The sequence below is a fragment of the Sorangium sp. So ce321 genome (assembly GCF_051530195.1).
Lineage (GTDB): Bacteria > Myxococcota_A > Polyangia > Polyangiales > Polyangiaceae > Sorangium.
The window spans coordinates 13,954,603-13,978,655 of sequence record NZ_CP150329.1 but is presented as its reverse complement, the minus strand read 5'-3'; the positions used below and the strand labels follow the sequence as shown (position 1 = coordinate 13,978,655).

Sequence of the window (24,053 nt, the reverse complement as noted above, 5' to 3'; positions counted from 1 at the left end):
GCCACACCGGAGCCACACTCGGCGGCAAAACAGGATGTAAGCCATGGACATCGCTACTGTCTTCTGCGGCCGCTCATGCCCGATCGGGTTCTCTGGCGGGATTTCTGACACGCGGAGCTACCCGCGGAGCACCTCGTCATAGAGGTCCTCGTACGCCCGGACCATCCGGTCTATCCCGAACCGCTCGATCACCCGCGCCCGCCCGCGCATCCCCACCTCGGCGCGATCGTCGCGCACCGCGATCGCCTCGAGCGCGGCCGCCAGGGGCTCCGGCGAGCCAGGTGACACGAGCAGGCCTGTCTCTCCCTCTTTGACGATCTCCGGATTGCCCCCCACGCGCGTGGCGACGATCGGCAGTCCGGCCGAGGCCGCCTCGATGAGGGTGAGCGAGATCCCCTCGGTCAGCGACGCGAGCGCGAACACGTCAAAGGCGGGGAGCAGCTCCGCCACGTCGCCGCGCGTCCCCGTGAAAAGGACCGCCCCGCCGAGGCCGAGCCGCGCCGCCTGCTGCTCCAGGGCCGGCCGGACCGGGCCGTCGCCGACGACCGTCAGGTGCGCGTCCGGCCGCACCTCGCGCAGCCGCGCGAACGCCGTGAGCAGCGTCGCGTGGTCCTTCTCGGGCGAGAGCCGCGCGACGCAGCCCACGTGATAGCCGGCGTCGCGGACGCCGAGCCGCGCCCGCGCCGCGCGCGCATCGCCGGGCCGGAACACCTCCGGGTCCACGCCGTTCAAGATCGTCACCACCTTGGCCGGGTCGACACGCTCCACCTCGAGCGCGACGGCGCGCGTGTCATCGCTCACCGCCACCACCCGGTCCGTCAGCGCCGCCGCCAGCCGGTTGACCAGCACTTTCCGCTTTTGCTTCGGGTAGTTGCGGCCGTGCTTCGTGTGGATGACCCGCGGCCCGCCGCCGCCACCGCCAGCGAACTTTGCGGCCCGCGCGAGGCCCGCCGCCAGCGCGCCGTACAGGTGCGGACCCGGGTTGTGCGTGTGGACCAGCCGGATGCCCTCGCTCCGCAGCCACGCCGCGAGCCGCACCGGGAGCCCCGGGTCGAGGCCAGGCTTGCGCGACAGCACGACCAGCGGCACGCCGAGCCGCGCGAGCTCCTCGGCCAGCGCGCCGGGCTCCTGGAGCGCGCAAACGACAGGCGCGAACCGGTCGCGCGACGTGCGCTCCAGCAGCCGGAGCACCACCCGCTCCAGCCCGCCGACGTTGAGCGAGAGCACGACGTGCGCGACCTTCACCGGCCGGTCCGGCGCGGCGCGCGGCCCCGCCCCCCGCGCCGGCTCGACCTCGGGAGCTCCGGTCACGCCGCTACCTCGCGGCCGAACTCGATCGGCACCTCGGTCATGGTGAAGCGGAACTTGCCGCCCGACGTGACCGGGATCTCGTCGACGAGCTGGACCCGGATGTCCGCCCGCTCGCCGAGGAACTTGCGGAGATCGCGCACGATCGCCTGCGACGTCTCCGGCTGGAAGCCCTCGCCGGGGATGATCCGGATCGTGATCGCCCGCGACTTGTCCTGGTGGACCTGGTAGCGCTCCACCGTCGGGTTGTCCTTGAAGAAATAGGGGAAGAACACCGACGAGAGCAGCTGGCCGTCCGGCCCGACGATCATGTCGAGCACCCGCCCCTCGACCGAGGCGAGCAGCGGCAGCCCGCGGCCGCACGAGCACGACCTGTCGGCCGCGACCACCACGTCCTCGTTCTTGTAGCGGATCAGCGGCATCGACCGGCACACGAGGTCGGTCAGGATCACCTCGCCCGGCTCGCCGGGCTTCGCGTGCCGGCCGCCGCACTGCACCTCGACGAAGATGTTCTCGACATTGAGGTGCTTGCCCTCGCGGCGCTCGCACTCGGCGCCGATCAGCATCATCTCCCTGCAGCCATACCGATCGTAGACAGGCGCCTGGAACGCCTTCTCGATGGTCTCGCGCTGGTGAGGGAAGAGCCGCTCCGCCGTCGCGATGACCCCCTTCGGCGTGGGCAGCCTGTGCCCCGTCTCGAGCGCGTAGCGCGCCGTGTAGTAGAGCGGGCTCGTGTACCCGACGACGAGGTTCGGCTGGTAGCGGAGGATCTCGTCCACCACCCCCGCGAGCCGCGACTCCGACAGGTTCCACGCGCTGACCGTCTTCTTCCGGATGGCGGCCTCGTGGAGCGTGCGCTTCACCTGCTTCCAGCGGGGCTCGTGCGTCGGGATACCCCAGATGTAGAGCTCCTTCTCGCCGATCCGCCCGCCTGCCCATGCGTCGGCCCGCAGGGCCGCCGCGCTTCTACACTCGTATGTCATGTGATCGTAAAAGAACCGCGCCGGCTCGCCGGTCGAGCCCCCGGTGCCGCTCCGGATGAGCTTGCCGCTCCACCCCTCGGCGACCATCTCGCTGCCGTGCGCGCGGAGGTCCGCCTTGGTCACGACCGGGAAGCGCACGAGATCCTCGGGTGCGTGCACGTCCTTCACCCGCACCCCGTACTCGGCGAAGCGGCGCCTGTAGAAGGGGATGTTCTGCTCGGCGAACCGGAGGGTCCCCAGCATCTTTCGCCAGTTGAGCTCCCGGAGCTCACGCTCCGGCCGCCACTGCGACCGCTCCATCTCCTCCAGGTAGGTGAGTGTCGCCCTCCTTCGGAGTTTCGTCTCGTAAAGAGGATAGAGGACATTCCGAAAGAGGGCTGAATACATAATCGGTGAGGATTCTTCCGAACCTGAGACAAACAGTCAAGCTGGCGCGGCCAGCGCGGCGTTCCAGCCGCAAGCGCGCCCACCGCCAGCAACCGAGCTGTAGAGACTGAACTCTACTTCACCGCTGTTCAAGCGCCGCGCCGGGACACGCCCGTTGATGAGCGCGCCACGCCGCGCCGCCGCGGACGCCCGCGACGCCGAGCGCGACGGCGAGGCCCCGAGCGCCATCCGTCCAGGCGCGCTGCGCGCGGCGCGCGGCCGGCAACGAGCGCGCGCCGCGCCCTCAGCCCAGCGTGGGCTCCGCTTCCTGCTGCCAGAGCGCCGCCAGCGCGAACGTCTTCGCGTTCTCCGGAACGGCCTGACAGAAGCTCTGCCGCCGCGCCGGGTCGTGGATCCACTGCGCCCGCGCGACGAGCCGCTGCATCGCCACCGCGATCGCCTCGCGCGCCGCCTCGTGGTGCCCGGCGGCCCGGAGCGACTCGGCGTACACGAGCCGGATCTGCGCCTCGCCCTCCTCGGTCCCCCCGGCCTCCACGAGCAGCCCGAGCCCGCGCCGCGCTGCGTCGAGGGCCTCCTGCGCGCGCCCCTGCTCGAGCAGCACCCGCGCGCGCACCGCGAGCGCGAGCGCCTGCAACGTCGGCACGTGCGCCAGCATCGCCACGGCCGCGCCCGCCTCGTTGTCCGCCCCGCCGAGGTTGCCGAGCCGCGTCAGGATCGCGGCGAGGTACGCGCGCGACCGCGCCTCCTGCCGCCGGTTCGCCTGCGCCGCGAACGCCTCGACCCCCTCGGCCGTGACCGTGCGCGCCGCGGCCAGGTCGCCCTGCTGCGTCCAGAGCAGCCCCAGGTTCTGCTTCGCGAACGCCGCGACGTTGTGCAGCCCCATCCGCTCCGCCTCCGCGAGCGCGTCGCGCAGCTCCGCCTCGGCGCGGTGGTACATCCCGAGCTGCACCAGGCAGTGCGCCGCGTTCACCCGGCTCAGGCACGCGTTCCGGAGATCGCCCGTCTGGAGGTACGCCGGGATGCTCTGCTCGGTGCACTCCAGCGACGCCGCCGGGTCGCCGTAGCAGAGCGCCCGCGACGCCCGGAGCGCGTGGATGCGCGCGGCGACCGCCGCGTCGCGCTCGGCGAGCGGCATCGCCACGCGCGCGAGCTCCTGCACGATCTCCTCCGCCGCGGCGTACTGGCCGCCGTGCAGGAGCGCCCCGGCGATGCGCGCCAGCGCGCTCACCGAGGGGCCGGTCGGCTCTTCCATGTAGCTCGGAGGGCCGCCGCCCGCGTGGCTCGAGGGTGCGCCGCCCGCGTGGCTCGAGGGTGCGCCGCCAGCGTGGCTCGAGGGTGCGCCGCCAGCGTGGCTCGAGGGTGCGCCGCCAGCGTGGCTCGAGGGTGCGCCGCCAGCGTGGCTCGAGCAGCCGCCGCCGCGATCCCCGCCCGCGTGGCCCGCCGCGCCGCCGCCCCGCAGCTCCTCGACGAGGTCCGCGAGCCGGTCGCCCATGCCGAGGCGCACGCGCATCGACGCCGCCTCCGCCGCGGCCGCGTACCAGAGCGCGCTCTTCCGCGGGAAGCCCCGCATCGCCATGACGGCGCACCGCTCTGCCTCCGCCGCCTCGCCGAGCCACTTGTGCGCCTCGGCCTGCACGAGGCGCAGCGCCGCGAAGAGCTCCCCGTCCACCTCGGCGCTCGCCGCGCCCTGCTCGGCCCGCTGGATCGCGGCGCGGAAGTCGTTCGCCCCGAGCGCCTGCTCCGCCGCGCGCCGGAACCAGATGACCGCCCGCTCGGCGTCGCCGCCGCGCTCGAAGTGCTCGGCCAGGAGCGCCGCGTCGCGCTCGCCCGCCCCGTCCAGCCACTCGCCCGCGAGCAGGTGGCCGAGCGCGCGGTCCCCGTCCGTCAGCGTCGCGTACGCCGCCTCGCGCACGAGCGCGTGCCGGAACGCGTACTCCTCCTGGCCCCCGAACTTCCCCTCCCCCCGCCGCGCGATGAGCTCGCGGTCGACCAGCACCGCCAGCCACCCGTCCACCTGCGGGGCCCGCCGCTCGCCGCCGAGCAGCGCCATCAGCCCGCCGCGCCAGAACTTCTGGCCGAAGACGCTCGCCGCCCGGAGGACCCGCCGCGCCTCGGCGTCGAGCGACTCGAGCCGCGCCTGCACCATCGACAGCACCGTCTCGGGCAGCGCCTCGGTCCGCCCCGAGGCGGCCGCGCGGATGAGCTCCTCCAGGTAGAACGCGTTGCCCCCGGCGCGCTCGCACAGCCGCGCGCACACGTCGGGCGTCACCAGGTCGCCGAGCACCTCGCGCACGAGCCGCTCGCTGCCCCGGCGCCCGATCTCGCGCAGCCGGAGCTCCTGCACGCCGCGCGAGACCCACACCTTCGGGAAGACCGACTCGACCTCCGGCCGCGCCAGCGCGAGCACCATGAGCGGCTGATCCCGGAGCGCGAGCGCCGCGTCGATGAGCTTCACCGTGGGCACGTCGCCCCACTGCAGGTCCTCCAGCACGAGGAGCACCGGCTCGCCGCGGCACTCGGCGAGCACGAAGTCCTCCCAGGCGCGGCGGATCTGGTCGCCCATGAGCATCGGGTCGCTCCGCGCGGCGCGCAGCTCCACCCGGCCCTCGTCGGAGAAGCGGATGCGCGCCACCTCGCCGAGGAACTCGGTGACCCGCGCGAGGTCGCCGCCGCTCAGGTAGCGGCCTACCCGCGCGCGCAGGCGCTGCTCGCGCACCTCCTGCGGCTCGCCGCCGGAGAGCCCTGCCTCGCGGCGCAGCATCTGGCGCAGCATCCCGAAGGGCGAGCCGGCGCTCATCGGATCGGCGTGGCCGAGCCAGACCTGCACCCGCTCGTTCCGCTCCTCGACGCGGCGCAGGAACTCGTAGCGCAGCCGGCTCTTGCCGAGCCCCGCCGGCGCCGTGATCACCACCGCGCGCGCGGTCGGCTCGGAGAGGCACTCGTCGAGCACGGCGTCGAGGATCGCGAGCTCGTGGTCGCGCCCGACGAACGGCGTCGCCCGCCCGAGCAGCGTGCGCGCCGCCTCGACGAGGTCGCGCTCGGCCCGGAGCACGAGCCCCGTCGCGTCGCCGCCGACGTCGAAGCGCGCGTCGAGCAGGCCGGCCATCACCTCGTCGAGGCGGATGGAGCCGCCCTCGGCGCGGTCGAGCAGCCGCACGGCGCGGTCGATGGTCGGCCCCATCGGGAGCCGGTCGTCCGCGGAGCCGCGGCCGGCGACGAGCGCCATCTGCACGCCGGGCAGGAGGTCGCGCACCTCGATCGCGCACCGCGCCGCGCGCGCCGCCTGGTCGGTGATGAGGCCGCGCCCCTCGAGCGTGATGAGCAGGAGCCCGTCCGCGAGGGTCTGGAGCGTCCCGCCGAAGCGCGAGGCGACGCGCTTCACCTCGTCCTCCGGGACCACGCGCGCGAGCGGCATGGTCATCGGGAGGGTCATCGGCATGGTGGGCCCCTGCCAGGCGGCCTCCTGCGGGCCCATGCGCGCGAGCATCAGGCAGAGCGTCCGCCGCTCGCCGGTGGTGAGCGCGCTCGCGCGCCGGCTCACCGGCGCCGGCGGGGTGCTCTTGATCTCGCCCACCCGGAGCAGCTCGAGGGCCACGGCGGCGCCGTTCGCGGGCCGGGCGGCCGGGTCCTTCGTGAGCATGTGCGCCACGGCGGCGTCCACGGACTCGGGGATGTCGTCGCGCAGGTCGCGGAGGCGCGGCGCCTCGTCGAGCACGACGCGCAGGAGCGCGGTGTGGATGTCGTCCCCGACGAACGGCGGGCGCCCGGTGAGGCAGTGGAAGAGCACGCACCCGAGCGCGAACACGTCGGCCGGCGGCCCCACGGCGCGCTCGCCGCGCGCCTGCTCCGGCGCCATGTAGAACGGCGTGCCCATGACGACGCCGGTCATGGTGAGCGGCGCGAGCGACGTGAGCCGCGCGATGCCGAAGTCGAGGAGCTTGACCTGCTCGACCGCCTTGTCGACGAGGTACAGGTTGCTCGGCTTGAGGTCGCGGTGGACGACGTTGTTCCGGTGCGCCTCGGCGAGCGCCTCGGCGATGCGCAGGCCGAGCGTGACGCTCTCGCCGACGGTGAGCCCGCGCCGGCGCAGCCGGTCGGCGAGGCTCTCGCCCTCGAGCCACTCCAGCGCGAGCCACGGCTCGCCGCTCTCGGTGGCCCCCTGCGCGATGTACCGGACGATGCCGGGGTGCCGCAGCTCGGCCAGCACCTGCGCCTCGCGCGCGAAGCGCTCGCCGTGCTCGAGGCCGCGGCCCGACATGACCTTGAGCGCCGCCGTCTCGCCCGTGTGCCGGTCGAGGGCGCGGTAGACGGAGCCCATCCCGCCCGACCCGGCGAGGCGCTCGATCAGGAAGCGGTCGGCGACGATGTCCCCGGGTTTCATCGGGACGGCGAGTATCACACGGAGGGCGGACGAAGAGGCCAGATCCCGGCGCCTGTCTCGCCGCGGGCGGCGGCGGGCGGAAACGTGGACGGACGCCCGGGCGGAAACGTGGGCGGACGCGCGGGCGGATGCGGGGGCGGATGCGGGGGCGGATGCGGGGATGGACGCGCGGGCGCCGGAGAAACGCGAGGCTGGGAGGGCGAGATCGGGGACGCGGGCGCGGGCGGGGGCGCGGGCGGGGGAGTAGAGAGAGAGCGCGCGCGCTGTGTGTCCCGATGTAGGCAGGGCAGCGCACCAGGTGATAGGCTGCGCCCCCATGTCTGCGCTTGTTCTGCCTACCGTCGAGACCCTCGTCCCCTACGAGGGCGGCAAGCCGCTCGATGAGCTCGCGCGCGAGCTCGGCGTGACCGACGCCGTGAAGCTCGCGTCGAACGAGAACCCGCTCGGCCCGAGCCCGCGCGCCGTCGAGGCGGCGCGCCGCGCGCTCGAGAGCATGAACCTCTACCCGGACGGGGCGGCCTACCGGCTGCGCCAGCGGCTCGCGGCGGTGCACGGCGTCGCGATGGAGGAGGTCATCCAGGGCAACGGCTCGAACGAGCTGCTCGACCTGATGGTGCACGCCTTCGCGACGCCCGGGTCGCACATCGTGTTCGCGGACCCGGCCTTCATCGTCTACCGGATCGCCGCGCTCGCGTACGGCGTCCCGTTCACGGCCGTGCCGCTGCGCGACCTGCGGCACGACCTCGAGGCGATGGCCGCGGCCGTCACGCCGAAGACGCGCCTCCTGTTCGTCGCGAACCCGAACAACCCGACCGGCACCCACGTCGGCCGCGGCGCTGTCGAGCGCCTGCTCAGGGAGGTGCCGCCCGAGGTCATCGTCGTCATGGACGAGGCGTACCTCGAGTACACCGACGCGGCGGACTACCCGGACTCCATGCGCCTGCGCGGGCTCCGGGAGCGGCTCCTCGTGGTGCGCACCTTCTCGAAGATCTACGGCCTCGCGGGCCTCCGCGTCGGCTACGCCGTCGGCCCGGCGCAGCTCATCGACTACATGAACCGGCTGCGCGCGCCGTTCAACGTGAGCGCGATCGGCCAGGCGGCCGCCCTCGCGGCGCTGGACGACGCCGAGCACGTCGAGCGGAGCCGCACGCTGAACCGCCGCGAGCGCGAGCGGCTCACGCGCGAGCTCACCGGGCTCGGGCTGTCGGTGGCCCCGAGCCAGGCGAACTTCGTGCTCGTGGACGTGGGGCGGCCGGCGCGCGCCGTGTACGACGCCCTGCTGCGCAAGGGCGTCATCGTGCGGCCGTTCGGCAACCTGCCGACCAGCCTCCGCGTGACCATCGGCACCGAGCGCGAGAACCAGCGCTTCCTCGAGAGCCTCGCGGACGTGCTGAAGTGACGCGGCGAGGCGTCCTCCCGTAGCGCCGCCCGCCAGAAGCCCGGCCAGGGAGGCCCGGGCTTCTGCGCCGCTTCGAGCCGGTCTCCTTTCGATCCCGTGTACTCGAGCTCGAGGCTCGCCCCCGGGCTGTCCAGGACCGCCGTGGCGCCCCCGGTGGGGCGCGCTCGGGCGCGAGGCTGTCAGCGCCGTTTCAGCGGGGCTGGCCGCAGTTCCCGGCGGCGCAGCACGAGCTCGGCCCCGGGTTGTCGAACGCGATGCAGGAGACGACCGCGCCATTGCATCGATCGCACGCGCCGCCCGGCAACGTCCAGTACCAGCTGGACGAGGTACAACCGTGCTGCGCATAGCACGCGTCGTGTACATCACAGCATGCGCCATTGCTGCCGCAGCTGTCCCCGAACCACACCCATGACGGGAGATCACACCCGTAGTTGTCGTATTCCTCGCCCTGGAGCGAGCTCGAGACCTTCGACTGGATGTAGAGCGCCCCCTTGATCGCGCTCTCCAGGGTAGGCAGCTCGACGAGCTCGGGCCGCAGGCTGCCCTCGACAGGCGCGCTGGAGGCCTGCTCCGCGCCCGGCTGGGCGTGCAGCGTCCAGCGGACCGTCTCCTCCTCGGCGCTGCCAAGCCGGTAATCCACCGAGAACTGCGGCGCGCCGGCGCGATCGTAGATGTCCACGCGCACGAGGGACGGGCTGAGCTTCGTGCCCCGGGCGACCACGTTGTCCAGATCCATCGTTAACGTCTCGGGGCTCGGGGCCTCCTGGCCGAGCGGCTCGTCTGCAGCCTCGTCGCCCGCGCCGGCGCACCCGATGGCCACGGTCGACCCGCACACGACGAGCGCAATGACGCCGGACGCGAATTGCATCATTCTCATGACGATCCTCCTTCGTTCTGTCGACGCGACTGCTCTCGCAGGGCCGTCGACATGTTGGGGTCCAAAGCAACTCGAACGAGGTTCATTTAACTTGGATGAGGTCCGGGTCAATATTTTTTGGTTATTCAGGCCTGTAACAAAGATGGCGGGATTCCGATGTTCTACCCTGATGCTCGATGGTGGTATCCGATATGCACGAGCTCAGGATTGAGCGTCATTTGCCTGGTATTTGCCCATCGGCCGACGCGGGCTCATCGGGCAATGCGGGCTCGTCGGCCAATGCGGGCTCATCGGTCAATGCGGGCTCATCGGTCAATGCGGCGCGCAGGTCTCCGACCAAGTCACGCAGATCCGCGTCGCCCGATCCGCCCCGCAGGCCGTGGAGTGAACACGGCCCCTTCGATGCATCGATGAGTCGTCGATGCAGCGTCACGTTCCAGGAGGCGAACATGGCAAGCGCGGCAGCGCGCGCCTGTACGACCTCGACGGATCCTCACTGGTCGCGCGGACGCGAGGTGAACGCGGCCGCTCTGGACCTTCGTGCTGAAGATGAACCGCTGCGGGCTGGCGGAGCGCCAGCGGTGAGGCCGCCGGGCGCGGCTCCGAGCTGAGCTGGCGTGCCCTGGGCTGCGGGCCGCCCTTCCGGCGCTCCGCTGGCGGGCGGACGGCCACGGTGGAGAGCTTCGCCGAGGCGGCGTGCGCGGGACTGCAGCGCGGCGGCGTCGGCGCGGTGCGCGCGGCCGAGGCCGCGCTCAACGGCTGGGGTGTCGGTCCTCGCGGCGACGGCTGCCCCAGCGACTTCGCTCGAAGATACCCGACGCGCTCTGTGAGCCGCTGGTCCCGGCGTCGGGTGGAATCGAGCCGGTGGACGTCGCGGTCGATCCCGTCGCGCGCGCCAGCAGCCCGCGCGCGCCTTTCACGGCGCGCAGCGGGTGATCGTCACCTTGTTCAGGCCGAGCTCCACGAGCGGTTTGTCATTCTCATCGGTCTCGACGTGCGTCATCTCGACGACCACCTCGACCGGCGCGCACTGGCCGAAGATCGTGTACGCGCCGTCCAGGAAGTCCGTCACCACCTCCGTGACGTAGAACTGGCTCCCGTTGGTGTCCGCCCCGGCATTGGCATAGGCGAGCGTCCCCGCTCGATGCTTCAGCGAGGAGGAGATCTCGTCGGCGAACTCGTACCCTGGCCAGCCCTCGCCGTTGGCGAGCGGATCGCCGCCCTGCGCCATGAACTCCGGGATCACCCGGTGGAAGGTCAGCCCGTCGTAGAAGCGCCGCTTCACCCAGCTGCCGGTCGCCGGGTCCAGCCAGGGCCGGCGCCCGCGCGCGAGCCCGACGAAGTTGGCGACCGCGTTCGGGGCCTCGTCCGGGAAGAGCTCGCAGGTGAGCGCGCCCTTGTCGGTCTCGATGATCGCGCGCAGCGGCCCCGGCCCCTCCGGGAGCTCGGCCAGGGCCTCGTCCAGCGTGAACACCCCGGCCTCTGGATCCGTATCGCCGGCGAGCACCTCCTCGGGCGCTTCCACGTCGGGGCCGCACTCCATGCTTCCACCGCCGCCCGTGCTCCCGCTCGTCGTCGAGGCGCTCGAGCTCGTCGCGCCCCCGCCCGTGCCGCCGGTCGAGCTCGTCGCGCCCCCGCCGCCGCTTTCATCGCCGCAGCCGGCGGCGAGAGGGATTGCGAGGAGCATCGAGACGCAAAGTGTGTTCACAGACAGAGGAGGAGAGAAGGAGCGGATCTGCATCGGAGCGAGACTTGCACGGACTTCACGGGAGCGCACGCCCGACCTGCCCGCGAGCTCGCGCCCGCCGAGACGGCTGAACGCGACGCCCCACGGCACCATCCCTGATGAGCCCGCGGCGCCGCGCCTCGCGCGTCGGGCCAGGAGCCCCTCTGCGCCGTCCGCTGGCGCCCAGGGGCTCTCCGCCCGTCCCGGGTGGCTGCCGAGGGCCCCCGTCGCGCGACAATATTTACTTGCGTGAATATACACCATAGTGCATAGTCCATCCATGCCCAGCTCGGAGTTGTTCGAGGTGCTGGCCGACCCGACGCGGCGTCTCCTCGTGGAGGCGCTGCTCGACGGCGAGCGCGCGGTCGGTGAGCTCGTCGAGCTCGTCTCGATCCAGCAGTCCGGCGTCTCGCGCCATCTGCGGATCCTCGGGGAGGCCGGGTTCGTCGCGGTGCGAGCGGAAGGCACGAAGCGCCTCTATTCGCTGCGCCCGGAGCCTTTCCGACAGCTCGACGACTGGGTGGGGCGCTACCGGTCGCTCTGGGAGAAGCGCCTGGATCGGTTCGGCGAGGCGCTCGAAGCGAAACGAGCGGCGCGGAAGAGCGGGACTCAGAAAGGACGAAGTGAATGAACGCGACAGCCAACAAAGCCAGCATCCTCATCGAACGCACCTACCCGGCCTCGGTCTCCGAGCTCTGGGAGCTCTGGGCGACCAAGGACGGCTTTGAATCCTGGTGGGGTCCGGAGGGATTCCGGGTCGAGGTCCATGCGCTCGAGCCGAAGGAAAACGGGCTCCTCCATTACACGATGCTCGCCGACTCCCCGGAGATGATCGAGGCCATGAAGCGCGGCGGGCAGCCGACGTCCAACGAGGTGCGCGCCCGCTTCAGCGCTTTCTCGCCGCAGAAGACGCTCACCATCACGAGCGTCATCGACTTTCTCCCGGGCGTCGAGGCCTACGAGAGCATCATCGATGTCCTCTTCACCCCGCTGGCGCACGGCGCGCACATGGCCGTGACGCTCCACGCGATGCATGATGCGCAGACCACGGGGATGCAGAAAGCCGGCTTCACCAGCCAGCTCGGAAAGCTCGACAAGCGCTACGCGAAGTGACGGTTCCCTCGCGGGACGTCCGTCACGCGCGCTCCTCGGGCCAGAAGCACCTCGAGGATCTGCGCGAGCTGCATCCCGTGCTCCTCCGGTCCGGTCGGTGAACGCCAGGCAATGAACTGATCCGGACGGACCAGGAGCGCTCCCTCCTTGCCAATGCCCACCCGAGCGGCGAACGCCCCCTCGGGGTCGAGGAGATCGCCCTCCGCGCCGAGGAGATGCACGTCGAGCGGAAGCGCCGTTCGCGCGGACGCGGCAGCTGCTCCCTGCTGCCACGCCTGCGACGCCTGGGCCTCGCGACCGAGGAGGAGGGTGAACCGGCCACGGACGAGGTCCAGCGTCGAGCAGCGCTCGCCGCGCCGCACGAGCCAGGCATGCGGCAGGCGGCTTCCCGGGGCGCCATCGAGGTTTCGCTCCAGCTCCTCGAGGGAAGGCAGGTCGGGGACCGGGCAGGCAACGGCTCGCGAGGCGTAGCGGTAACCCAGGTGGACGACCATCGCGCTCGCCGCGCCCACGCGCGCGCGCTCGGCGATCTTGCTCGGGTCCCAGTGGAGATCGGGATCCTTCAAGCGCAGCATGGCTTGCGAAAGGGTGAACGCCGCCACCGCCCGGCGCTCTTCATCGTAGCTCTCGAGCAGGCCTCGGCCGGCGCGTCCCTGCAGGACGGCCGCGATCTTCCACGCCAGGTTGTGCGCGTCCGCGATACCCGTGTTCATTCCAAAGGCGCCGAGCGGCGGAACGGTGTGCGCGGCGTCTCCCGCGAGGAAGACGCGGCCCTGCTGGAACCGCCGCGCGAGCCTGGCGTTGACCTGCCACGGGAGCGCGCTCAACACCTCGACCTGGAGCCTCTCGAGGCCCAGCACCCGCCGGATCGTGTCCACGCACCATTCCCCTGCCGGGGGTTCCTCTCGATCCCGCGTGGGCTCATCCGGGACGTGGCAGAGCCAGCGATCCGGCGCGCTCGTGGCCACCAGCAACCCGGGCGCTTCCGGGCGGGTGAGCTCGCAGAGCGCGAGCGCCTTGCCGCCGAGGTGAGGCGCGAGATCCCCGCGGAAGAGGATGTTCACGATGGGCGCGCCCAGCGCCCCGGGCCCGTCGGTCCCGATCCCCACTTGCTGCCGGACGCGGCTCCGGGTGCCGTCCGCGGCGATGACCATGTCGGCCCGGATCTCCAGAGCGATGTCGGCCTGGAGGTCGCGCACCCGTGCCGTCACGCCCTCCTCGTCCTGTTCCAGCGAGACAAGCTCGTGTCCGAACCGGATCCGGGCGCCCCGCTCGAGCGCGGCGTCCATCAAGACCGGGTCGAGCACGTCCTGCGCGCAGAGGCCCATCCGGCAGGGGCTCGCGGCTTCAGCCTCGGCGCGCTGGTCCTGACCGGCCTGCGTGGCGAGGTGGCTCTCCGCGACGGCGAGCTCTGCCAGGTTGGCGACCCGGAACCGCCCGCGTGGCCCGACGCGGGCGGCCGTCGAGGCCGCGACGATCGCCGGCTCGACCCCCGCCTGGCGGAAGATCTCGACCGAGCGCAGGCCGAGGCCCGTGGCGCGCGGGTGGTTCGAGATCCCCGCGCGTCTCTCCACCAGCAAGGCCGGGATCCCCTGGTGGGCAAGAAGCAATGCCGCCGAGAGGCCGACCGTGCCGCCTCCGACGACCAAGACCGGCACCCGTTCCCGTTCGTGAGCCATGACGCCTCCTGTGCGTACAACGTACGCATTGCGTACAACGTACGCGTGAACTATCCTCGGCGCAACCCAGACGGACGAGGGTGTCGTGGCGAGAGATGCGAGCGGGACCGGCGAGACCATTCCCGGCCTGGTCTGGATGCGAGAGCGCCCGGCAGGACCGAGCCGCGCGCGCATGGCCGAGATCGTCGCGGCGGCCATCCGGATCGCCGACGCCGAGGGGCTCGAGGCCCTCTCCATGCGCCGCCTCGCCGAGGCGGTGAACGCCGGCGCGATGTCCCTCTACCGCTACGTGGCCAACAAGGACGAGCTCATCGAGTTGATGGTGGACGCGGTCCTCGTCGAGAGCGAGGTGCCGGCGGGCGCCTCCGGCGACTGGCGCGTCGATCTCGGCCTCGTGGCCCGCCAGGAGCGAGAGGTCATGCTCCGCCATCCCTGGCTTGCCCAGCAGCTCGCGAGCCGCCCGTCGCTCGGTCCGAATGCGGTCCGCAAGGTGGAGTTCGCGCTGGAGGCGGCGCTGAGCATGGGCGTGGACATCACCACCGCGGGCGCCGTGCTCGCGACCGTGATGAGCTTCGTCCATGGCTCCGTCCTCGCCGAGCTGGCCGAGGCAGAAGCGCAGCGACGAACGGACCTGAGCGAGGCGCAGTGGCGCGCGGCCGTCGCTCCCTACGTGCGCAAGATCATCGAGGAGGGAAGGCATCCGCAGTTCGCCCGGCGCGTCCTGGATGCAGAAGATCTCGACAGCGAGGCGCAGTTCGCGTTCGGCCTGGACTGTCTCCTCGATGGGCTCGCGGCACGGCGCGCACCGGCCCCGCGACCCACGCGCGCACGCCACCCCGCCTCCGGGCGCGAGGCGGCGACCCGGAAGCGGGCGCAGAAGTAGCGGCGCCGGCGCGTCATCGGCGCATAGAGCCATCTGGCAGGAGCGGATGCTCCATGAACCTTTGGTTCAGCCGAAACCTCGATTCACGGGTCGCGGTCGCCGTGAAGGAGGACCGCGGCGCAGCCGCTCGGGCCCGCGGCTTCCAATTTGTCCAATACCCCGGCGCGCGCGGACAGCAAGCTCGGCTCATGAAGATCATCCTCATGCTTGTCATGCTCGCCCTCGGGGGCTGCATGTCCGACGACACGAGCTCGCCCTCGGCCGCGGCGGGCCCCGCTGCCGCCTCGGCGGTCGCCCGCTACCAGGTCACTGACGTCGATCGCGCCGTTCGCTTCTACACAGAACACCTCGGCTTCGCGCTCGACATGCAGGCCGGCGCGGAGTTCGCGGCGGTCTCGCGCGGTGACTTGCACTTGCTCCTGAGCGGCCCCGGCAGCTCCGGCGCGCGCCCGATGCCCGACGGCCGGTCTCAGGTCGCCGGCGGTTGGAACCGCGTCGTCCTCTACGTCGACGACTTCGACGCGCTCATCGAGCGACTCCGTGCGGCCGGGACCCCCTTCCGAAACGACATCGAGCGCGGCACCGGTGGCGCGCAGATCCAGATCGAGGATCCGGACGGCAACCCGGTCGAGCTCCACGAGGCGTCGGAGGGATCGACCTCGGCCGCGGCAGGCCCCGCTGCGACCTCGGCAGTCGCCCGCTACCAGGTCACTGACGTCGATCGCGCCGTTCGCTTCTACACAGAACACCTCGGCTTCGCGCTCGACATGCAGGCCGGCGCGGAGTTCGCGGCGGTCTCGCGCGGTGACTTGCACTTGCTCCTGAGCGGCCCCGGCAGCTCCGGCGCGCGCCCGATGCCCGACGGCCGGGCTCAGGTGGCCGGCGGTTGGAGCCGTGTCGTCCTCTACGTCGACGACTTCGACGCGCTCATCGAGCGACTCCGTGCGGCCGGCACCCCCTTCCGAAACGACGTCGAGCGCGGCACCGGTGGCGCGCAGATCCAGATCGAAGATCCGGACGGCAACCCGGTCGAGCTCCACGAGGCGTCGGAGGGTTAGCAGCGCACCGGGTAGGAGCTCATGGTATGGTTGTACCATGAGTCAGCGAGAGTTGACCGACGGCGCGTTGACCCGCGCCGCTCGGCGCGCGATGAAACTGTACTTCAGCCGAAACTTGAATCCACGGGTCGCCGTCGCCGTGGCGCGGCACCTCGATGCACCCGTTGAATTCGTCCACGCGGCTCCGCTCGAGCCGTCACAGCAGGAGAAGTTTCGAGCGCTGAATCCGAACCTGCGCCTGCCCATCCTGGTCGAGGGAGACCAGTCGCTCTGGGAAACGGACGCGATCGCGTGCCGCCTTTCGCAGCTCACGGGCTCGGATTTCTGGCGCACGGGCACCGCACAACCGGAGATGATCCGCTGGTTGAGCTGGGGCACACACAACTTCGTCATCGCGTGCGACAAGGTCCACTTCGAGCGCGTGACGAAGCAGCGCTACGGGCTCGGTCCAATCCGCGACGACCTCGTGGCGGAGGGGCTCTCTAGGTTTGCCGAAGCGGCGGCGCTGCTCGAGCAGGTCCTGAGCGGCAGGGACTGGCTCGTCGGGAGCGAGGTCTCGTATGCGGACTTCCGCATGGCGTCGGTGCTCCCGTTCGCGGATCTGGCCGGGCTGCCGCTTTCGGACTACCCGCACGTCGCGGCCTGGCACGCGCGCCTGTGGCAGCTCGATGCCTGGCGCGATCCGTTCGCGGGGCTCGAAGCGCCGGAGCTCCCGGACGTCCCGCGCTTCGATGCCACCGGCTCGAAGCGCTAGCCGCGCGAGGCGCGCGGTCGTCCCGAGCGCGGGACGGGTCCCGCGAGCCAGCCCGGACACGACGAATCGAGAGACCTGGAGCCCAGCCGATGGTGGTTCGCGCTCGCTTGCTGATCCTGACCGCCGCGCTGCTCTGGTCGACCGGAGGAGCCGCCATCAAGCTGAGCTCGCTGAGCGCATGGCAGATCGTCTGCGGCCGATCGCTGGTGGCCGCGCTCGTGCTGGGCCTCGTGATGCCGAGCGCCCGCCGCCTCCCCGGGAAGCGCACGCTCGCCACGGCGGCGGCGCTGGCGGCGACCCTGGTGCTGTTCGTCCAGGCCACCAAGCTGACCACGGCGGCCAATGCCATCTTCCTGCAGTCCACCTCTCCCCTGTGCGTCCTCCTGCTCAGCCCCTGGCTGCTGAAGGAGCACCCGTCTCGCGGGGAGAAGCTCGCGGTTCCCGTCTTCCTCCTGGGCCTCGGGCTCTTCTTCGTCGACCAGCTCTCGGCGGGTCAGCTCCTGGGCAACGTCCTGGCGCTCGGGTCCGGGCTCGCCTCCGCGCTGACGATCCTGGGGCTCCGCGCGGCCCGGGACGAGAGCTCCGTGGTGCTCGTCTGGGGTAACCTGCTCGCGGGCGTCGGAACGGTGCCGCTCGCGCTGGGCAGCGCGGCAGGGCCAGGCGCGCTGGACATCGGCCTTCTGGTGTTCCTGGGCGCGGTGCAGCTCGGCCTGCCCTATGCCATCTTCGCTCGAGGCCTGCGCCACACGCCGGCCGTCGAGGCGTCCCTCCTGGGGCTGGTGGAGCCGGTGCTCAACCCGATGTGGGCGCTCCTCTTCGTCGGCGAGCGCCCTGGCGCCTGGGCCATGGTGGGCGGCGCCCTCCTCCTCGTCGCGACCGCGTGGCGGACGCTGCAAGCGGCGCGCTACGGCGCCCCCGCCTCGATCGACCGCCGGTAGCGCTCGCGCCGGTGCGGCTCGCGCAGGAGCTCGCACGACCTCATCGTCGGTCCTCTAGAACACCGATCACGTTGAAACCCGGAGAATTTTCACAGGGAGGCGGGGAGGCGGGGAGGAAGAAAAAATGAAGTTCTTTCTCTTGCCGTCTCTCGCTCCCCGCCTCCCCGCCTCCCTGTGAAATTCCTGCTCTTTCTCGTGGTTTCAACCCGTTTGTCGCTCTAGGAGCGCCTCGCCTCCGGACCCGCGGCGCGCGCCGCCGCGCGCATCATCCCCCCGAGGCTCAGCGGCACGAGCGCGAGCAGCCCGTGCTCCTCGGCGGGGCCGGCGTGCGCCGACACGAAGCACCGGACCGCGGGGTTCTCGTAGAGGTGCAGGAAGTCGCAGCTCGCCGAGGGCTCGCTGCCCCGCCGCGCGGCCTCGAAGACGAGCGGGCCCCCGTGCTCGCTCGCCGCGAGCTCGGGCGACGAGGCGAGGCCGGACACGAGCTCGCCCGCGCCCGCCAGCGCGCTCTCGGCCGGGCTCGTGTGGGCGATGTCGACGAAGCGCGAGAGCAGCGCGTAGCTCGACGGGTGCGCCAGCGAGCACAGGCAGTAGACGCGTCGCCCCGGGCGGCCGAGCATGTACCGGAGGAGGCGCTCCAGGACGAGCCGCAGGACTGCATCGCTCGGGTGCCCGCCGAGCGCCCCGGACTCGCCGCGGAAGATCGCGATCTTCGCGCCGGAGAGGTCGAGCTCGGCGAGCTGCATCGCGAAGTAGCCGACGATCTCGCCGCCAGCGCTCCGCTCCAGCGCGAGGGCGCCGTGCCCCGCCGCGGCGTGGAGGACGTGGCCGGCGAAGCTCCTGCTCTCCTGCGACCCCTCGAAGATCTGGCGGCGGAGGCCCCGGAGCTCGCCGTCGAGGTGCTGCTTCTCCTCCGGCTTCATCTCGCGCGGAACACGGACCTCCACGGAGGTCAGCTCATTCATGGAGTCCGCCATGCCTGCCGCTCCTGTCGGCGATCTCGGCTGCCGGACTGCCTTTCTCCGGGCGTCTTCAGCGTCGTCGATCAGCGTCGTCAGCCTCATCGGCCGGCAAGGTCAGCAATGGCGGTGCCAGCGAGCGAGCACGCGGCTGACCGCGGCCCAGGCCACCGTCGCCCCGGGGTGAGGCCCGCAGGCATCAGACCGGCAGGCCTCAGGAGAGCCAGGCGGGCCGCGATCCGTGGCGATCGTCGGTAGTCGCTCCGGACGCTCTACGGCCTCGCCGCGCCGCCGGCCGTCGCCGCCGGATGCGGGTGCGGCTGCCCCGACGGGCCTGGCGAGGTGCCGAGTCGCTCCCCCGGCGCGAACCGGATCGGCAGGCGGCTCGGGCCGAGCACGTGGATCGCCCGGCGCGGCTCCCACGGCGCGTCGCTCGCCAGCGCGAGGCCCTCGAGCCGGCCCAGGAGATCCGGCAGGGCGACCCTCGCCTCGAGGCGCGAGAGCGGCGCCCCGAGACAGAAGTGGATGCCGTGCCCGAACGCGACGTGCGGGTTGGGATCGCGCGCGATGTCGAAGCGGTCAGGGTCGCGGAATTGCTGGGGATCCCGGTTGGCCGAGCCGATCATGGCCAGCACCGCCTTGCCGGCCGGGATCACCTGGCCGCGCATCGAGACGTCGCGCCTCGTCACGCGGAACATCGCCTGGACCGGCGAGCGGTGGCGCAGGACCTCCTCGACCGCCGAGGGCAGGAGGTGGGGCTCGGCCCGGAGGCGCGCGAGCTCGGTCGGGTTCTCGAGGAAGCAAAGGATCGCGTTGCCGAGCAGGTTCGTGGTGGTCTCGTGGCCGGCCACGAGGAGCAGCTGGAAGAAGCCGAGGATCTCGGTCTCGTTCAGCCGCTCGCCGTCGACCTCCGCCTCGACGAGCCGGGTCAGCAGATCGTCCTCCGGCGCCGCCCGCCGCTGCGCGATGAGGCCCCTCACGTAGGCCTGCATCTCGGCCGTCACCACGGCGAACTCGGCGAGCGCCCTTGTCGCCTCCTCGCTGCCCGAGACCGTGTAGCTGAGGTCCAGGATCGCGTCGCTCCAGCGCCTGAACCGCGGCTGGTCGGCGGTCGGGGCGCCGAGCATCTCGGCGATCACGAGGAGGGGCAGCGGGAGCGCGTAGTCCTCGACGAGGTCCATCTCGCCTCGCTCGATCGTCCGGTCGAGGAGCCCGCGCGACAGCTGGCGGATGCGCGGCTCGAGCTCCGCGACGGCCCGCGGGGTGAAGGCCCTGGTGACGAGGGCGCGCAGCTTCGTGTGGCGCGGCGGGTCCGAGAAGATGAGCCACTCCGAGGTCCTGTTGCCAGGCGGCGACACGACGGAGCTGAACGCTTCATGATCGTGGAGCGCCCGCTTCACGCCCTCGTGGTCGAAGATCATCCACGAATCGGAGGGCGGATGGTGGAGCACCGGAGAGCCGCTCCGGATCTGGTCGTACACGGGGTAAGGGTTGCGGCGCATCTCGTCCGAGAACAGGTTCATCGCTCACGACCTCCATCGCTCGGGGGCACGGCGCTAGAATGGGGGCGCGCAACGTGGGTCGCTTGAACGAATCCCGGATCGGCGCCGTGATCGCCGAGGCGTTCGCCGTCCGCGCCTCGACGGCGATGGCGTCGACCCTCCACGCCGAGCACGGCGCGGCCGTCCTCGTCGGGCTGGACAGCGACGTCACCGTGACCATGCCGGGCGGCGCGGCGGTGCGCGGGCGCATGGTCGTGGTGCCCCCCGACGTGTGGCACGCCGCCTCCTGCCCTGGGCCCACCCTCGGGCTGCTGTACGACCCCGAGGTGATGCCGCACGTCGCCGGCCACGCGCGCCTGCGCGGCGGCGCCTGTCCGGTCGACGGCGGCCTCCTCTCGCGCTTCGACGGGGCGGTGGCGGCGCACCGCGCGTCGCTGTCGCGCCCCGAGGTCCTCGACGGCCTCGCGCGCGAGCTCGCGAGCTGGCTCGCGAAGGAGTCGCCGCGCCGCTCCCCGGACGGGCGCGTCGCCCGCGTCGTCGAGGCGCTCCGCGACCCGGCGGCGGACCGGCGCCTCGCCGTCGCGCGGGCGGGGCTCTCCGAGGCGCACCTCCAGGCGCTGTTCGTGCGGGACGTGGGGGTGCCGATCCGCACGTTCCAGCTCTGGCGCCGGCTCCTCGTCGCGCTGGTGGCGTTCTCCCGCCTCGACGCGACGAGCGCCGCCCACGCCGCGGGGTTCGCCGATCTCGCGCACTTCTCGCGGACCTGCCGCCGCATGCTCGGTTACTCCCCGACCGAGCTGCGCAGCGGGCTGCTCCTCACGTAGAGTGCGCCAGCACGTAGAGTGCGCCAGCGCCGCGGCCGGCAGCGGCCCGGCCTCGCGAGGAAGAGGGCTCGATGACGATGGATATCGCCGCGCTGCGCCGCGACACCCCGGCCTGCGCCAGCTTCGTTCACTTCAACAACGCGGGGGCCTCGCTGCCCCCGGCCGTGGTGGTCGACACGGTGGTCGAGCACCTGCGGCGCGAGGCGGAGATCGGCGGCTACGAGGCCCAGGCGGAGGCGGCCGCGCGGCTCGAGGCGGTCTACGGCTCGGTCGCGCGGCTCATCGGCGCGGAGCCGGGCGAGATCGCGCTGGTCGAGAACGCCACGCGCGCCTGGGACATGGCGTTTTACTCCCTCCGCTTCGGCCCGGGCGATCGCATCCTGACCGCGCAGGCCGAGTACGCCTCGAACTACATCGCGTTCTTGCAGGTGGCGCGGCGCACCGGGGCCGAGATCGTCCCTGTCCCGAGCGACGAGAGCGGCGCTGTCTCGCTGCCCGAGCTCGATCGCCTGCTCGACGAGCGGGTCAAGCTGATCGCGATCACGCATGTCCCGACGAACGGCGGCTTGATCAACCCGGCGGAGGCGATCGGCCGCCGCGCCAGGGCGGCGGGCGTGCCGTTCCTGCTCGATGCGTGCCAGTCCGTGGGGCAGATGCCTGTCGACGTCGAGGCGATCGGCTGCGACATGCTGTCGGCGACGGGGCGCAAGTACCTGCGCGGGCCGCGCGGCACCGGCTTCCTCTATGTCCGGCGCGCGCTGCTCGACCGGCTGGAGCCGCCGTTCCTCGACCTGCACGCGGCCCGCTGGACCGCGCCGGACCGGTACGAGGTGCGGCCCGACGCCCGCCGCTTCGAGAGCTGGGAGAGCTATATCGCCGGCCGGCTCGGTCTCGGCGCGGCCATCGACTACGCGCTCCGGCTGGGCCTCCCCGCGATCCGCGATCGCGTCTTCGCGCTGGCCGAGCGCCTCCGCGCGCGGCTGGCCGAGCTCCCCGGCGTCGCCGTGCGCGACGTCGGCGCGCGGCGCTGCGGCATCGTCACCTTCACCCGGGCCGGCGAGGACGCCGCGGCCGTCAAGGCGCGGCTCGGCGCGCAGGGCATCCACGTGAGCGTATCGACCGCCGCCGGCACCCTGCTCGACTTCGAGGCTCGCGGGATTCCCGATCTGGTGCGCGCGTCGGTGCATTACTACAACGACGAGTCGGAGATCGACCGCCTCGTCGCCGCCCTGGCGTCGGGCTGAGAGAGGCGCTCCCTCGCCGCGCGCCTGCTTCTTGCTCGCCGTTCTCGTCGCGCGCGGGCCGGGCTAGCCTCGGGCGATGCAAGCATCCTTGAATGGGATCGGAAAAGCGCTGCTGATCGGCGCGATGGGCCTGCTCGCCGCCTGTGGTCCTGACGAGCCGGACAACGAGCCTGACGGCTCGGGCGGCCCGGGCGGCTCGGGCGGCTCGGGCAGCGCTCCGACCGCCGAGCAGCAGTGCATGGACTTCTGCGACCGGCTCAACGCGAACGACTGCGACACCCGGGCGGCGGACTGCGCCGCCCGCTGCCAGGATCAGCTCGAGCGCTTCGGCGCCGAGTGCGAGGACATGGCGGGCGCGCTCTTCACGTGCATGCTGCCCTTCGCGGCGTCGTGTCCGGACGAGCCGCCCCCCGCGTGCGAGGGGGTGCAGAAGGAAGTGGAATCGTGCATCGAGCTTCACGGGTGCGGCGGGCAGGTGTGCTCCGGCGGAGGCGGTCCGGAAGGCGAGATGTGCGGGTGCGAGCTGACGTGCGAGGGCAAGCGGTACGAGACGCAGTGCGAGACGCCCGCCGAGGGCGCGCCGACGTGCGCGTGCATCGTCGACGGCGTCGAGGTCGGGACGTGCGAAGGAGAGAGCGCCGACCTGTGCGACGTGAAGCAGAGCTGTTGCCAGGAGTACTTCGACATCCCCTGATCGCTCACCCAGCGGCGCTCACAAGGTCATCTCGATCGGCAGCGATGGCGGCAGGACCTCGTTCAGCCGCGTGACGTCGAGCATCAGCTCGAGGCGACGCGGCTGCCGGTGAGCGTGCGAAGGGAACGGGATCGCGGTGAACGCCGCGATCGCCGCCTCGGCCACGCGCACGGCGCCCTCCGGGCCGAGGAGGCCGAGCTCGAGCGCCTCGAGCGCCGCGCCGATGTACGTGTCGAACAGGCGCACCCCGCCGACCGCGAGCTCGAGCCGCGCGTACTCGGACGTCGCGACGACGTCGTGGATGAAGACCGCCTTGACCGCCTCCGGCGCGAGCTCGAGCATGCGCTGGCCAAAGTGGATGTCGCCCTGGCCGCTGTCCCCGACGAAGACGAAGTCGTACTCGGGATAGAGCCGCCGGTACTCGACGAAGTTCTCGAGCTTCTTCTCCGCGATCGTGCGGTTGCCGATCAGGCGCGTGAACGAGCCCGCGAGGACCGTCGCGGCGAGCTGGCCGCGCGCAGCCAGCGCCCTCAGGGTAGCGTCCTCGACGAGGCCGAGGCGATCGCCTGGGCGGGCGGTGACGAAGGTCAGGTCGCCGGGCCGCCCGGGCTCCGCGCCCGGCCCGCGGTCGAGCTCCGCATAGAACTGCAGGACGCCGGGATAGACGGTCTTCTCCGGATACCGGGCGTCCTTCCAGTTCGCATAAAACGTATCGTCGATGTCGGAGAGGATCTTCACCTCGCGCCTTGAGACCGAGGCGGAGACCGAGACCGCCTCGCGAGCGATGTGCGCGAGGAGCTCCTCGCGCAGGGCGCCATCATCGATATCGTGATAGAAGAGCTGGTGAAGGTCGTGGTAGCCGCCCCGGCCGTCGAGCGCGTTCTTGAGCCGGGTGACGTCCGCGCCGCGCGTGCCGAGCCAGATGCGCCGCAGCGCCTGCTCGTCGAGGCGGCCGGTGCGGCCGCGCTGCAGCGCCGAGGCGAGCGCCGCCCGCGCCGGGATCCCGAGGTCGCCGAGGCGCTCTGCCGTCAGCAGCTCGAGCAGCGCGGTGCGGTTGTCCGGGCCCATGAGGCGGTCGTCGACGTCGCCGAGCAGCGCGCGGAGGTCGAGCTCGAGCAGCAGCTGGTCGAGCTCCGCCGCGGTCGCTCCCGCGAGGATCTCCAGGATCCGCCGCTCGTCCTGCCGATCGGTGTGGGAGAGCAAGCGCTGCCGGATCTCGTCGAGCTTCGGCAGCACCGACGGGATGGGCGCGTCGGAGGGGGCGTCGATCGTCATGGCGTCCCGGCGACGATAACGGATCTTCCGGCGCCCTGGCCGGCAACGGATCTTCCGGCGCCCTGGCCG

Annotated in this window: 20 protein-coding genes; 10 read left to right on the top strand and 10 right to left on the bottom strand. The window is 72.1% G+C overall.

Annotation, left to right across the window (positions count from 1 at the left end; genetic code table 11):
• Positions 1-117: 117 nt before the first annotated feature.
• From WME89_RS51930 to WME89_RS51920, 3 genes are all read right to left on the bottom strand, one after another.
• Positions 118-1,311: a glycosyltransferase family 4 protein gene (locus WME89_RS51930; protein WP_438006907.1), complete on the bottom strand. Its 1,194-nt coding sequence runs from the start codon at positions 1,309-1,311 to the stop codon at positions 118-120.
• Entirely contained in the window at positions 1,308-2,591 is a 1,284-nt protein-coding gene (locus WME89_RS51925) for a phenylacetate--CoA ligase family protein (protein ID WP_438006906.1), read from the bottom strand. The genes WME89_RS51930 and WME89_RS51925 overlap by 4 nt, the downstream gene beginning before the upstream one ends.
• 370 nt (positions 2,592-2,961) lie before the next feature.
• Complete coding sequence (locus WME89_RS51920) at positions 2,962-7,059, bottom strand: protein kinase domain-containing protein (RefSeq protein ID WP_438006905.1); 4,098 nt, start codon at positions 7,057-7,059, stop codon at positions 2,962-2,964.
• A gap of 316 nt (positions 7,060-7,375) precedes the next feature.
• Between WME89_RS51920 and hisC the strand changes: the two genes are divergently transcribed.
• On the top strand, positions 7,376-8,458 hold the full coding sequence (gene hisC / locus WME89_RS51915; RefSeq protein ID WP_438006904.1) for a histidinol-phosphate transaminase: 1,083 nt from the start codon (positions 7,376-7,378) through the stop codon (positions 8,456-8,458).
• A gap of 190 nt (positions 8,459-8,648) precedes the next feature.
• Here hisC and WME89_RS51910 read toward each other — a convergent pair whose 3' ends face one another.
• The 3 genes from WME89_RS51910 to WME89_RS51900 form a co-directional block, all read right to left on the bottom strand.
• Positions 8,649-9,335 (bottom strand): hypothetical protein, encoded by a 687-nt coding sequence (locus WME89_RS51910; RefSeq protein WP_438006903.1) that lies wholly within the window; start codon positions 9,333-9,335, stop codon positions 8,649-8,651.
• A 214-nt stretch (positions 9,336-9,549) separates the two neighbouring features.
• Positions 9,550-9,786 (bottom strand): hypothetical protein, encoded by a 237-nt coding sequence (locus WME89_RS51905; RefSeq protein WP_438006902.1) that lies wholly within the window; start codon positions 9,784-9,786, stop codon positions 9,550-9,552.
• 465 nt (positions 9,787-10,251) lie between these two features.
• Positions 10,252-11,022 (bottom strand): peptidylprolyl isomerase, encoded by a 771-nt coding sequence (locus tag WME89_RS51900; protein ID WP_438006901.1) that lies wholly within the window; start codon positions 11,020-11,022, stop codon positions 10,252-10,254.
• A 319-nt stretch (positions 11,023-11,341) separates the two neighbouring features.
• On the opposite strand from WME89_RS51900, the gene WME89_RS51895 reads away from it, so the two are divergent.
• Together WME89_RS51895 and WME89_RS51890 are read left to right on the top strand one after the other, a co-directional pair.
• Positions 11,342-11,692: an ArsR/SmtB family transcription factor gene (locus WME89_RS51895; RefSeq protein WP_437306520.1), complete on the top strand. Its 351-nt coding sequence runs from the start codon at positions 11,342-11,344 to the stop codon at positions 11,690-11,692.
• Complete coding sequence (locus tag WME89_RS51890) at positions 11,689-12,174, top strand: SRPBCC family protein (protein WP_438006900.1); 486 nt, start codon at positions 11,689-11,691, stop codon at positions 12,172-12,174. Before WME89_RS51895 ends, WME89_RS51890 begins: the two co-directional genes overlap by 4 nt.
• On the opposite strand, the gene WME89_RS51885 is transcribed toward WME89_RS51890, so the two are convergent.
• Positions 12,162-13,853, bottom strand: coding sequence for an FAD-dependent monooxygenase (locus tag WME89_RS51885; protein WP_438006899.1), 1,692 nt, complete (start codon positions 13,851-13,853; stop codon positions 12,162-12,164). The two genes, WME89_RS51890 and WME89_RS51885, sit on opposite strands and share 13 nt — an antisense overlap.
• Positions 13,854-13,938: 85 nt before the next feature.
• Between WME89_RS51885 and WME89_RS51880 the strand changes: the two genes are divergently transcribed.
• The 4 genes from WME89_RS51880 to WME89_RS51865 all read left to right on the top strand — a co-directional run bounded on the left by WME89_RS51880 (position 13,939) and on the right by WME89_RS51865 (position 17,486).
• Positions 13,939-14,736 carry a TetR/AcrR family transcriptional regulator gene (locus WME89_RS51880; RefSeq protein WP_438006898.1) on the top strand — a complete coding sequence of 266 codons (798 nt, stop codon included), beginning with the start codon at positions 13,939-13,941 and terminating at the stop codon, positions 14,734-14,736.
• A 188-nt stretch (positions 14,737-14,924) separates the two neighbouring features.
• Positions 14,925-15,794, top strand: coding sequence for a VOC family protein (locus tag WME89_RS51875; RefSeq protein ID WP_438006897.1), 870 nt, complete (start codon positions 14,925-14,927; stop codon positions 15,792-15,794).
• A gap of 91 nt (positions 15,795-15,885) precedes the next feature.
• Complete coding sequence (locus WME89_RS51870; protein WP_438012079.1) at positions 15,886-16,548, top strand: glutathione S-transferase family protein; 663 nt, start codon at positions 15,886-15,888, stop codon at positions 16,546-16,548.
• Between the two features lie 89 nt (positions 16,549-16,637).
• Positions 16,638-17,486: a DMT family transporter gene (locus WME89_RS51865; protein ID WP_438006896.1), complete on the top strand. Its 849-nt coding sequence runs from the start codon at positions 16,638-16,640 to the stop codon at positions 17,484-17,486.
• A 218-nt stretch (positions 17,487-17,704) separates the two neighbouring features.
• Here the strand turns inward: WME89_RS51865 and WME89_RS51860 are convergent, their stop codons facing one another.
• Positions 17,705-18,451 carry a hypothetical protein gene (locus WME89_RS51860; RefSeq protein ID WP_438006895.1) on the bottom strand — a complete coding sequence of 249 codons (747 nt, stop codon included), beginning with the start codon at positions 18,449-18,451 and terminating at the stop codon, positions 17,705-17,707.
• Between the two features lie 266 nt (positions 18,452-18,717).
• A complete protein-coding gene (locus tag WME89_RS51855; protein WP_438006894.1) occupies positions 18,718-19,968 on the bottom strand; it encodes a cytochrome P450 in 1,251 nt (416 codons plus the stop codon).
• A gap of 53 nt (positions 19,969-20,021) precedes the next feature.
• On the opposite strand from WME89_RS51855, the gene WME89_RS51850 reads away from it, so the two are divergent.
• From WME89_RS51850 to WME89_RS51840, 3 genes are all read left to right on the top strand, one after another.
• A complete protein-coding gene (locus WME89_RS51850; RefSeq protein ID WP_438006893.1) occupies positions 20,022-20,771 on the top strand; it encodes a helix-turn-helix domain-containing protein in 750 nt (249 codons plus the stop codon).
• A 71-nt stretch (positions 20,772-20,842) separates the two neighbouring features.
• Positions 20,843-22,015 carry an aminotransferase class V-fold PLP-dependent enzyme gene (locus WME89_RS51845; protein WP_438006892.1) on the top strand — a complete coding sequence of 391 codons (1,173 nt, stop codon included), beginning with the start codon at positions 20,843-20,845 and terminating at the stop codon, positions 22,013-22,015.
• Positions 22,016-22,091: 76 nt separating this feature from the next.
• Positions 22,092-22,709 (top strand): hypothetical protein, encoded by a 618-nt coding sequence (locus WME89_RS51840; RefSeq protein WP_438006891.1) that lies wholly within the window; start codon positions 22,092-22,094, stop codon positions 22,707-22,709.
• Positions 22,710-22,727: 18 nt separating this feature from the next.
• Here WME89_RS51840 and WME89_RS51835 read toward each other — a convergent pair whose 3' ends face one another.
• The gene (locus WME89_RS51835) at positions 22,728-23,984 is read right to left on the bottom strand and encodes a phosphatase domain-containing protein (protein WP_438006890.1); all 1,257 of its coding nucleotides are present in this window, start codon (positions 23,982-23,984) and stop codon (positions 22,728-22,730) included.
• Positions 23,985-24,053 lie beyond the last annotated feature (69 nt).